General features: G+C 38.3%; 10 protein-coding genes. 5 read left to right on the forward strand and 5 right to left on the reverse strand.

What is annotated here, in order from left to right:
- Window positions 1–23 precede the first annotated feature (23 nt).
- Window positions 24–278, reverse strand: a complete 255-nt coding sequence (rpsT, locus tag PL_RS11615; protein WP_041878275.1) for a 30S ribosomal protein S20 — start codon at window positions 276–278, stop codon at window positions 24–26.
- A gap of 364 nt (window positions 279–642) precedes the next feature.
- On the opposite strand from rpsT, the gene PL_RS11620 reads away from it, so the two are divergent.
- Window positions 643–858: an addiction module protein gene (locus PL_RS11620; protein ID WP_041878277.1), complete on the forward strand. Its 216-nt coding sequence runs from the start codon at window positions 643–645 to the stop codon at window positions 856–858.
- A gap of 530 nt (window positions 859–1388) precedes the next feature.
- Here PL_RS11620 and PL_RS11625 read toward each other — a convergent pair.
- From PL_RS11625 to PL_RS11640, 4 genes are all read right to left on the reverse strand, one after another.
- Entirely contained in the window at window positions 1389–2471 is a 1083-nt protein-coding gene (locus PL_RS11625; protein ID WP_041878293.1) for an SO2930 family diheme c-type cytochrome, read from the reverse strand.
- A gap of 67 nt (window positions 2472–2538) precedes the next feature.
- Window positions 2539–3843 (reverse strand): parallel beta-helix domain-containing protein, encoded by a 1305-nt coding sequence (locus PL_RS11630; protein WP_052496044.1) that lies wholly within the window; start codon window positions 3841–3843, stop codon window positions 2539–2541.
- Window positions 3844–3869: 26 nt separating this feature from the next.
- A complete protein-coding gene (locus tag PL_RS11635) occupies window positions 3870–6620 on the reverse strand; it encodes a TonB-dependent receptor (protein WP_348621748.1) in 2751 nt (916 codons plus the stop codon).
- A 97-nt stretch (window positions 6621–6717) separates the two neighbouring features.
- Entirely contained in the window at window positions 6718–7596 is an 879-nt protein-coding gene (locus PL_RS11640; RefSeq protein WP_041878279.1) for a LytTR family DNA-binding domain-containing protein, read from the reverse strand.
- A 426-nt stretch (window positions 7597–8022) separates the two neighbouring features.
- Between PL_RS11640 and PL_RS11645 the strand changes: the two genes are divergently transcribed.
- The 4 genes from PL_RS11645 (at window position 8023) to purN (ending at window position 12209) form a co-directional block, all read left to right on the forward strand.
- Complete coding sequence (locus PL_RS11645; protein ID WP_041878280.1) at window positions 8023–9423, forward strand: aldehyde dehydrogenase family protein; 1401 nt, start codon at window positions 8023–8025, stop codon at window positions 9421–9423.
- Between the two features lie 87 nt (window positions 9424–9510).
- Window positions 9511–10755: an AAA family ATPase gene (locus PL_RS11650; protein ID WP_041878282.1), complete on the forward strand. Its 1245-nt coding sequence runs from the start codon at window positions 9511–9513 to the stop codon at window positions 10753–10755.
- Window positions 10752–11333 carry a DUF4276 family protein gene (locus tag PL_RS11655; protein WP_348621751.1) on the forward strand — a complete coding sequence of 194 codons (582 nt, stop codon included), beginning with the start codon at window positions 10752–10754 and terminating at the stop codon, window positions 11331–11333. Before PL_RS11650 ends, PL_RS11655 begins: the two co-directional genes overlap by 4 nt.
- 297 nt (window positions 11334–11630) lie before the next feature.
- On the forward strand, window positions 11631–12209 hold the full coding sequence (gene purN, locus PL_RS11660) for a phosphoribosylglycinamide formyltransferase (protein WP_041883050.1): 579 nt from the start codon (window positions 11631–11633) through the stop codon (window positions 12207–12209).
- Window positions 12210–12233: the final 24 nt, after the last annotated feature.

The following is a 12233-nucleotide window of genomic DNA, read 5'->3' on the forward strand; positions in this document are numbered from 1 at the left end:
TTTACAATATTGTAAAGCTATTACTATTTTAAGCCGTTAACAAATTTAGTTAACTTAGATTTGTTGTTTGCAGCTTTATTTTTGTGAATAACATTTTTCTTAGCTAAACGATCTAACATAGAAATCACTTTAGGCAATAACTCCTGACCTGATTTTTTATCTACAGATGCACGTAATCTTTTAACAAAAGTACGAGTAGTTTTTGCTTGGTATCTATTACGTAAACGTTTAGTAGCGTTTGCTCTGATTCTTTTTAAAGATGATTTATGATTTGCCATTTTCTAGTATAATAATATTTTTATATATAAAGGCCTGATAATTAAACCAAACCCTGTTTATCCTTTTTTCGGACTGCAAATATAGAACTTATGTTTTTAATATGCAAAACGTTATTACAAATATTTTAAATAATCTTGATTATCGGGTAATCTGATGCACAGTGGACTAGAAGATTTAAGTTTCAGATATTTGATGATAATCAAAAGAGCCTCCAAAAATATCATTTAGCTTTTGAGCACATATTTCATCATCACAAACTTGTCATCCCTAATACACTGTAATCTTAGAGTTCACAGAATTTTTCTTTTAAACACTTTCTAGAAAAAATTAGGTAATTTTGTTATCGGCTTAAAGAAAAATACTATGATCGCTGTAGAATTATCATTTAGACAACTAATAGATGCGGTGAAACAACTATCACCTGCTGAAAAACTGGAACTCAATGAGGTAATCTGGGCTGAAGATATAACGATTCCAATAGAGCACCAGAATATAGTAAATGAACGGATTTCCGAGTACAAGGCCAATCCCGAAATTTTACTGGACTGGGATGTTGCATCAAAAAATCTCAAATCATAAATGCCATCTTACAAAATCAAGGTCTTTCCTGAGGCGTTAAATATATTCAAAAGGCAACAGACTGGTATAAATACCAATCATACGGTTTAGGAACACGTTTTCAAAAACAAGTTATAAAGCAGATCAATAAGTTAAATAATACTTTTGAGATCTATACTGTGCGTTATAACAATGTAAGATGTATGGTGATTAAGAAATTCCCTTTCATGGTTCACTACTTAACTGAAGATGAAACAGTAGTGGTTTTCGCACTGCTCCATACTAGTCGAAGCCCCAAAATATGGGATAAATTGCCAGCAAGAAAACCATAAACATATTGATTTCACCTCAAAATACGTCCAAATATTAACACAAAATAAATTAAGATTCTTTCGCCAAACTATTTATCCATTCGCGAATCACCTCCCCTTAAAAAAGGAATAGGAACAAAGTCTGGATATTGCAGAGAAAACATATTAGGTGGTTGATCAATCGCTTAAGTAAATACCATTATGTCATTCAGGACAAAACAAAAAGCAAGAAGCATTTGTTTAAGGTTTTTTCGCCATGCTGTGTATCCACTCCCGAATCAGCTTCACCCCTTGTTTATGCACAACCGTACGGGCAAGCTCCGGCATCGCAGTCCCCGGCTCAGTACTGTTCATCCTGTAAAGTAGAATAGAATGCCCCGCATCACCGGGTATCAGATCATAATCAAGCCCTCCCGCACCACCGCCAGCAGAAACAGGTGCCTTCTTTATACCCAGATGATCAGGGTTATTCTGCTCGTATTCCAGGAACAAGCCTGTATTATAAGCATCCCCGCCTTTGGTATGACAATGCGCACAATTGACATCCAGATAAGCTCTTGCCCGCTGTGTGACAGTAAAATGCCGGGCATCCGCCCAGTTTGGTAATTGCGCTACCGCAGCGATTGCAGGTAAACCCGTCAAGACTCCTTTTCCGGCCCATGCCAGCAATTGGTTTTCTTTCGCACCAGGAACAGTAAAATTCAGGTTTCTTGCTTTAGGACCAATTGGAATCAGCACATCATCTTTAATATGACACCTTTTACAATCATTCGTATTAGGCACCTGATAATTGGTAAATAACTTATTGTTATCATTATCTAATAAAGTTACCGGGACTTTCGCACCAGTGATATGCTTAACTGCATCCGTCTGTTCCTTATTCCACAGATAATTCATCACTTTCCAGCTTTTATCTGCAGGATCTCTGACCAGTAACCGCGTTTCAATCATAACCTGCTGATGCACTGTATTGACATAAGCAAAATTCTTAATGATAATTGTAGAGTCCGGAAAATCCAGCACACCTTTAACGGTGTACTTAATTGCCTTTCCCTTCGGTAACACTATAAACCGCTTTTTAACTGCATAATCGGTAAATAATGGTGTACTAAGCTCATAGCTCAGCACACCATCCCGGGGGTTGAGCGCATTTAGTTTACCTTTAAAAAAACCGTATTCAGATAGCTTTTCTTTAAATTGAAATCCGATCCTGCCGGATGGATCAGTATTTTGAGCCGGTTTGTTCTTACAGCCCTGCTCCCCGAACAGGGAAAATAAAATCACCAAAAGGAGCAAACTGCTAAAAATATAAGTTTTACGCATTGTTATCATTTGATTAAAAATTCCGCTTATCATTAAAATCCGTTTCTCCTGAAGAACAATTCCATACTTAATGTCCTTCCACCGGCAGATCGCAGCTAAACGGCTTCCTGTTTGTGTCAGGCTTCCAATGCTGTGGATTAGCTATATTCAGAAAATCAGCGTTGACGAACACATTATCTCCTGCCTGCCTGATACAAATCGAATCCGGATTCAAAGCAACCCCTTTTGTCAGGATATTACTCGAAATTCCATCATACATGATCAGTGGTATCCGTTTGTTCTTCCTGCCCGGATCAAGCCTGTTCAATTGCTGTTCTATAGCAATCAATGTTTTTCCAATACGATGTTCATAAGCAGGTTCTGGAAAAGCGGCTCCCATTGCAATTGTATTATCATGAATATTTATGTTTTTAGGAACCGGATAGTAATTAGCATTTATCTTTTCTCCCGCCTTAGTATCAATAGCAAATCCTGAAGCTATCATAATAGCCGAAGAGTTATTATTAATAATACGGTTATTATAAATCTCAATATCAGAAGCAGCAAGGATGATAATTCCCGAACCCGGAGAAGCATTTCCCACTCCCCATGTAGTTCCAAAACTTCCTGACTTAGCAAAGTTTCTGAAATTATTATCATGTATATAGTTATTATAGGCTTTGACGTGTCCGCCTCTTTTGGAAAGATCCGGCAAATCAAATACCAGGAAACCCGCAGTATTGTTATAAAATTCATTGTCATAAACCTGTGCATGAGACGTATTTTCAATTTCACACCCAGCTACATTTTTAGCTGCCTTACACTTTCTGACAATAGCACTGTCCGTTTGTCCTACATAAATCCCGGCATCCGAAGATCCTTCCGTATAGCAGTTCTCAATTAATACATTTTTACACATTACCGGATATATCGCATAACCTCCGCTTGTAGAATCAGCTTTACTCCATATCGCATGGAGATTGGTAATGACCACATCACGGCTCTTGTTGATTTTCAGCAGATCTCCCTTAGAATCTTTGATCGTCATACCGTCAATGGTAAAGTGCTTTACATTAGTGACTCTGATACCTTCTCCTCCCTGACTTTGCTGAGAAAAATCAAGAATAGTTTGCCCATACCCTTCTCCCTGTATGCTGACATGACTGACCTGGGCAATACTTAAGTTATCAAACTTATATAATCCCTTTTTCAGGAAGATCCGGGTACTATCTTTTACAGACAAAAGAGCCTCGGCGATTTTCGCTTCTTCGCCAGGTTTAAAACTCAGACTTATTTTATACTCCTGCTGAACAGCAGACGGGCTGGTACAGGAGAATTGCAGCGTAATCCCCACCAGTAAAAAGAGAAAACTTATTGGAAATAGATGTTTCATATCAGCAGATTTATTGGTTTATCATTTTATAATACGTTATAAGCATAGGTCATATAATACACTGCCCCGATATTCGGATTGGCAACCCCTGTAGAATAGTATTTATTGGTAATATTCGTTGCTCCAAGTTTTATCGCCGAACGGGCTTTTATCAATTTATAACTTACCTGAGCATCAATTACAGCTGAAGAGGGCACCTGACCTTCAGCCAGACCTCCGGTCACTACATAGAAATAACCTGGTTTATAACGCAGCGCTGTGCTGAAAGACCAGACCTCTTTTTTACCAAAGCCATTATTCCCAAACTCCATATTGATATGATAACCTGGCGTATTAAAATTATTAACCTGAGTATCATTCTTATTTTTCAGATGATCTGAGAAGTAATTGACCTTTGCCATAAAGTTATGTGACAGGTCAACACTTACGCTCGCCGCATAACCATACGTATTCACTGTCTGACCACCATTAAAAGCGATATTGTACTGCACATACGTACTATGATCTTTAAAAGCTGTTACATCATTCGTACCCGGCGTATTCGCTACATTCGCATAACCGATAAAGTTCTTCCAGGTAGAGAAATACCCTAATACATCAAACAATACCCTCTTCCCGATCAATGCTGCATACCCCAGTTCAAACGCATTTACAGACTGAGGTTTAATATCACTGTAGGCAAACTTCTTTAAGACCGTAGCGTCGCCGGATTGCTGATAAGCAGAAACACTTTCCAGCGTATAGGGAGGATTTTTATCAAAATGATAAGTGTCATTTAATAAAAAAGAAGATCCGCCCGAAGCATAGCTATTATAACCATTCAGTGTATTCTGTAAAGCCTGAATATTGGAAGGGAAACTATATGCATTCTGGTAAGAGAATCTGATAAATTTCTCTTTGGCAACCTCATAAACCAAAGATGCCCTCGAGGTCACCTTAGGAGAAGAAAACAAAGTGTTTTTATCATATCTGAAAGAGGTACTGATATTCAGCCTGTCCTGAGCTACTTTCTTTGCCAGCTGGAGGTATGCACTATATTCTTTTACATGAATAGGTTTATCCTTATCCGGAAAAAGGGTGTTTTTACTATCTAAACTGTACAGTCTCCAGTTCACTCCGGCAATCACACTCATAAACTTTACCAGCTCTGAAAAATTATACTGTCCCTCTGCATTATACAGTTTACTGCGATCCAGAAACAGTGTCCCGCCTTCAGAAACAGGCGTACCGGTAATCTTATCCTTTAGCGCATTAAATTCCGGGCTGCCGAGTGCCACCCGGCCCTGATCAGCAAAAGCTCTGGCAGCGAGGTGTGCATCATTTAATGCTGCCCCACCCGCCAGTGCACCTAACAGTGCGGAGGTATATTCCGGATACCAGCCACCCGTATTACCATCATAACTTGTCTTCCAGGCTTCATTGATATACTGGGCGGTTGGCCCGGCAATAATCGTGTGCCCGGAATTTTCCTGCGTCGTGTATCCCCTGACAAACCACCTGTCACTTTTCAACTCCAGTCTGTACTGCCCTACTTTAAAATCTTTAAGCTGATAACGGGTATCATTGGTATAAACCACATTCCCCGTACCATAAGTACCTGATAAAATAGCTTCCAGTTTTGGATTAATCTTATACCTGAGCTCAGCATTAAGCTTTAGCATTCTCGCTTTATTATCCAGATAGCCATATTCCGGATAACCTGTTCTGGAAATATAATTAGGTTTAGCCAGTAAGGGTTCAATTATTGGCGCCAGCGCAGGATTTCCAGCTAAAGCCCCCTGTAAAAAAGGGTTAATATCTGTAGAGGTCGCTCCACCATAATAATTTACCCCATTATAATTGGGGTCAGTAAACCTTGTTCCGATTCCATTTTTATTGGTAGAATCTGTCGCTACCCAGTCTTTAGCCTGTGTATATTGAACATTGACCTTAAAAGCCAGTTTTTCGCTGACCTTTTTCGCATAGCGGATAGTCCAGTCATAATAAGGAGACACGCCTACAGGATCTTTACTGTTCCCCCCGCCAACATGGTTAATTCCCTGCGTTATCAGCGCACTTAGTCCCTGATATTTAAACGGATTTTTACCCGACATGACCATCGTACCATTTAACCCTCTTGAGCCGTACAATGCAGAGGAAGCCCCCGAAAGTATTTCAATATTATCTACATCAAGCTGTGTTAAACTGATCGCAGAACCCAGCGGAAAATTGAGTCCCGGAGCCTGATTATCCATTCCATCTACAATTTGTGTGAAATTCGTATTCCCGCTGGTATTAAAGCCTCTGGTAGAGATACTCGTAAAACCAATACCCGACACAGTTACATCCACCCCTTTCAGCCCCTGTATCATATCCATATAATTGAGCTGTGGCGATCCTGAGATCTCCTTGCTGTTGATTTGCTCAATGGTAACCGGAGAGGATAGTTTTTTCTGTACAACCCGGCTTGCAGACACCACAACTTCCTGCCCTAATATCGAGGTGGGTTTGAGTGTGATTTCAAGCACAGCATTAAAATTCTGCACCAGCACTTCTTTTGCTTCAAAACCTATAGAAGAAATAAGCAGTGTAATGGGAGGCTTCTTTTTCACAGTTAACTGAAATCTTCCCCGATCGTCGGAATAAGTACCTTCAGTCGAATTTTTCACATGAATAGATACAGCATAGGCAGGTTCCCCGGTGACCTCGTTTTTAAGATTCCCTCTGATGACCTGCGCTTTTAAATCAGCAAAAATAAAAGTGGAGAACAACAGCAAGCATAACACGTTTTTTTTCATGCTCAGTCAATTTAGGATTAGATTTGGTAATCGCAATATAGATCACCTCACCTTCAATCCTATCGCCTGCAAGCCATTTTGGGACGAAATACCCCTATTATGGGGTGAATGGGAAAGCCGAAAATTGTTTTTGATAAGTAGCTGATACCGGAATCTGCAGATCTGGTAAAACATCAAATTGCAGCAGATAACCCTTGGCTGTTTTCCTGGAGGATGAAACATGTTTTACATTAACAGCATAAGAACGGTGAACTCTGATCAGCCCCGGATAATCAGATCGTTCTTCAATCTTCTTCAGTGTAGTCCGCACCAGTTCTTTTTTCACTTTTCCACCCAGCAAATAATAAACATCCACATAATTATCTTCTGATTTAACGAGTAACAGGTGATCCGGATGCAGTGTTAAAACAACCTTTCCCTTTTCATCTTCTATTGGCATATAAGCTGAAAGCGGCGCGGAATCTTTCAATTTGGAGAGGAGCCGGGCAAGCTGATGCTTTTGCAATGCAAACAGCACAAGCAGAGAAATTACATAGGGAATAATAGCGATCAGCAAGGTATACTTAAAGGTGATCAGATAATAATTGACAGTTAAGTCCGGATGTTTATTGAGCAGCCAGTCAATTGCCAGCATAACGGTTGATAAAATCATCATTTCACCAATCACCCATAACACATACTGAGAACAGGTCAGCTTGTTCAGATGCAGCCATTTCCTTAATCCGTATTGCGTAAAAACCAGGGTTAAAGCTCCGAAGATTGAAAATGCACAGACAATTTCAAATAATGACAGCTGGCTTAAATCATACCACTTGTCGATATTAAAAGGAATGAATGTATCCACAAAAACCAGACTGAACACAAATGTGATCAGGATAAATATATTCTTTTCTCTGGAGGTATTCAATAAAGAAAAACGACTTTCCAGAGCCATTTTAAATACAGAACTAATCCTTAAAGATATGATTACAGACATGTGGCAGGGATAAATACAGACATTCAATTTAATCATTTTTCAGATTAACCGGTATAGCCTTTTAAAATTTATTACAAGCACGGTCAATAACGTATCTGAGGTAATTGAAATAAGTACGGTATGGTAATCAGGCTAGATATGCATAGAAAACGGGTTATAGACTGGCTAATGTTGAAGCGGTATTGAAACGGGGTTGATACGGGGTTGATACGGGTCGAGGCGCTTCAACCCCGTTTCAATACCGTATCAACACCGCTTCAATTATAATGAGTGTATAACGAATGTCTTATTTCATACTATTGTTATTCCTTTCTTTTTCAGTTTTGATCTACCCCTTATCCAGAATTGTCTTCCTTTTCGTAAATTCAGCTTAACCGCCAGAATTATTATATAACTTAACGTTCTCTTAACAATAACTCCAGAGCAATGACATCAATCATCAATTCTGTTTTTGAGGCTCAGCAAAAAAACAAATACACACTCAGACTGAGTACGGCTACGGAGCGGATTGATAAATTACACTTATTAAAATCCGCCATAGCAGAACATGAAGAAGAAGTTTACGCCGCTTTACAAAGGGATTTGAGAAAAAGCAAATTTGAAGCTGCCGTTACAGAACTCATTTTCACCTACAGTGAAATAGATTTTGCAATCAAAAATCTGAGAAACTGGATGCAGCCCAAATATGCAGGTAAAAGCATTGCAAGCCTGCTGGCCAGAAACAGAATTTACTATGAACCAAAAGGTGTTTGTCTGATTATTTCTCCCTGGAATTATCCGTTCCAGCTCCTGATGAGTCCACTCACCTCAGCTATTGCTGCGGGTAACTGCGTGATTTTAAAACCCTCAGAATTCAGTGCCGCAACCAGTGCCGTCATTGCAAAAATTATCAGAAAAGTCTTTAATAAAAATGAAGTCGCCTGTTTTGAAGGTGACGACTCTGTTTCTAAAACACTGCTGACTCTTCCTTTCGATCATATTTTTTTCACCGGAAGCACTGTAGTCGGGAAAATCGTCATGAAAGCAGCAGCAGAACATCTTACTTCTGTTACTCTTGAACTGGGTGGCAAATCACCGGTGATTATAGACGAAACCGCAGGAATCAAAAATGCAGCAGAAAAAATAGCCTGGGGCAAACTGGTCAATGCCGGACAGACCTGCATTGCACCTGATTATGTTTTTGTTCATGAAACTAAAATAGAAGAATTCATAACACACTATAAATCAGCCGCAGAGGATATGTTCCTCCATAAAAACGGGCAGGCCAACGAATCAGCTTATGCAAAAATCATTAACATGAGACATTTTGACCGTTTAACCGGCCTGATCAGGGATGCGGTAAAAAAAGGTGCCGAAATTGCCTGGGGAGGAGACTCTGTGATATTAGAACATACGATCTATCCAACGGTACTCCGCAATGTTGATTTCGACAGCAGGATCATGCAGGAAGAGATATTTGGTCCTGTACTGCCTGTCATACCCTATACCAATCTGGAAACCCCTGTCAGAATAATTAACGAAAAAAGTAAACCTCTGGCCCTGTATATTTTCAGTGAAAGCAAATCGAATATTAAACATCTGCTAAAAAGCACAAGTTCTGGCGGTGCCTGCGTTAATGATGTACTTATTCATATTTCCAATCCCAATCTGCCTTTTGGAGGAGTAAATGAAAGCGGAACCGGCAGCTGTCATGGTATTTTTGGCTTCAAAACATTTTCGCACGAAAGAGCTGTTGTCTTTCAGTCAAAAGCAAACCTGTCCGGAATGATCTATCCGCCTTACGATAAAAAAGGATGGATTTTAAAAATGCTGGAAAAACTGATGTAGGACAATAGATTTAAATTTGGGCATTGCTCTCTATAATTAGTAAATTTGGTAAGCAATCTTTTAAATTTGTAAAAAACTATAATATCAATGCCAGAAAACAAAAACCGGTTCTCTTTATTTCTCAACAAATTACATTTTAAGGGGTTTAAATCCATTGAAGATCTAACGGTAAAACTGAATCCGGGATTGAATATTATTATCGGGAAAAATGGAGCTGGAAAATCCAATTTTTTCGAATTTCTGGATAGTGCTATTACCTCATTTTATAACAGATCTGGTCTGGTTTTCAAATCAGCTACTTTAAATCTAAATGACAAAATAGGTAATTCGTTTGATTTTGATATAAATAAGATAGCCAAACAGGCATTTCATGAAGAAGAATCTCTAATTCCAGAAGATCAGTACAGCCAGCGTTTAACGGTCAACAATAGCCTCATATTTGACAGTGAAGATGACATAACCAATACACCTTCCATTCAGCTAAATGGGAAACAACTTACGATCGGTCGATATTTACACACTTTTTTTTCAAAAACAAATTATGATATTTTCACTTCACTTTATGTCAGGTTCAACCTGCCAGATAAACTAGCAGGAATCTCCACGGCAACCTCTTTACAGATTCCCATATACAATTCTTTTTGGGAATTTAATATACAAAGTACCTTTTTAAGTAGCGTTTTCTATAGAAGTCAATTTTTATTCGTTGAGATACGTAAATCATTAATCGACTACTCAAAAGAAAATGACAATATTGATCGGGAGGCAACTTTCCAGATATTAGAGCCACAATGGTTTTTAAAGAATCTAACTTTCCCAGAGAATACAATCAACAACCTTATTCAATTTTCCCCTATCAAGGGACTAAGATTTAATAAAAACATAGCCGTCTATAACGATGAGAAAACTATCCTTGTAGAGAATCTTAAACTCGAATTCTTAATCAATGAGCACTGGTTACCATGGTCACAATTATCCGATGGAACAAAAAGGCTATTTTTTATAATTACAGAAATTACAGAAAAAGACAGCGGGTTAATCCTGATAGAAGAACCTGAGCTCGGTATTCATCCGCATCAGTTTGACTTGTTAATGCAATTTATCAAAGAACAGTCGTCACATAAACAAATCATATTATCCACTCACTCTCCAAAAGCTCTCGACCACCTGGGACAAAATGAACTGGATCAAATACTTATTGCTGTTTACGATCGTGAAAAAGGGACACAATTAAACCACCTCACACCTGAGCAGATACAAAAAGCAATAACCTACATGAATGAAGTAGGTTATTTAAGTGATTACTGGTTACTCTCAGATCTGGAAGAATGATTAAAGTAGGACTTGTAGGCGAAGACCCGAATGACACATCTTCTTTGAAGATATTACTGAATAAAAAATATAGTGGCCATGTACATTTCCAACCATTATTGAAACGCATCAAAGGCCACCAGCTGGATAGCGTAAAAACGAAAAGAGCTGTTGGATTAGAAATGTCCGAGCATAAATGCAATTTCATTCTGTTCATTCGTGATCTGGACGGTTTACATACTCAAAAAGACTTGATAAAAGCTAAAAATGATTGGTTCTCCTCTCTAGATCAGGTGTGTGGAAATCAGAATATCTTTCTCTTAAATATATGGGAACTGGAGGCAATGATTTTTGGAGATATCGAAACATTTAACAAAAAATATGGGACTGTAATCAAAGCAGATAAAAACCCCATGATGATTTCAAACCCTAAAGAAGAATTAAAGAGAGCTACTTTCAAAGGACGCAAACGATTTGAAGAATCTCACTGTCCGGAAATCTTCGAAGCCCTTAATTTTGATCTTGTCGTAAAGAGATGCGATTTTTTCGGAGACTTCATATCACAATTTGATGAAAAACTGAAAATTAAATCAAAATAATCAGCTACTTAGGTTAAAAAATGAATATATTATCAGTAAAGCCTTTCATTCAATACTCAAAATACTATTTTTGACAAAAAACCAATGATATGGATTCAGCTAAACAGCCAGCCTGAATACCAATATAAACAATAAACACTAATGAAGACCGGCGAAGCCAGCTTGAATACCATTAAATAACAATAAGTAACTAATGAAAACCGGCGAAGCCAGCTTGAATACCATTAAATAACAATAAGTAACTAATGAAAACCGGCGAAGCCAGCTTGAATACCATTAAATAACAATAAGTAACTAATGAAAAAACGTATAGCAATCTTTGCCTCCGGTTCGGGTTCCAATGCCCAGAAAATCATGGAACTGTTTAAACACAGTCCCGAAGTAGAAATTGCGCTGGTATTAACCAATAATCCTGATGCATACGTTTTACAGCGTGCAGATAATTTTGAAATTCCTTCACATATTTTTGACAGAAAAGAATTCTACCAGACAGACTCAATTATTGATCTGTTAAAAAACCTGGACATAGACCTGATTGTTCTTGCAGGTTTCCTCTGGCTTATCCCTCAAAATCTGATTGCGGAATATCCCGGCCGTATTATCAATATTCATCCTGCTATATTACCTAAATTTGGCGGTAAGGGGATGTATGGCGATCATGTACATAAAGCAGTACTGGCTGCAGGTGAGAGTGAAGGCGGTATCACTATTCATTATGTAAATGAAAATTATGATGAAGGGGAATATATCTATCAGGCCAAATATAAAATTGATAAAGATGACAATTTGGAAATGGTAAAATTCAAGGGGCAACAGCTTGAACACCAGCATTATCCAAGAATCGTCGAGAGTATTTTAAAAAAGATAAAAAAATAAGGTGTTTTTTATCATTTCTCTCTA

The organism is Pedobacter lusitanus, from assembly GCF_040026395.1.
GTDB lineage: Bacteria > Bacteroidota > Bacteroidia > Sphingobacteriales > Sphingobacteriaceae > Pedobacter > Pedobacter lusitanus.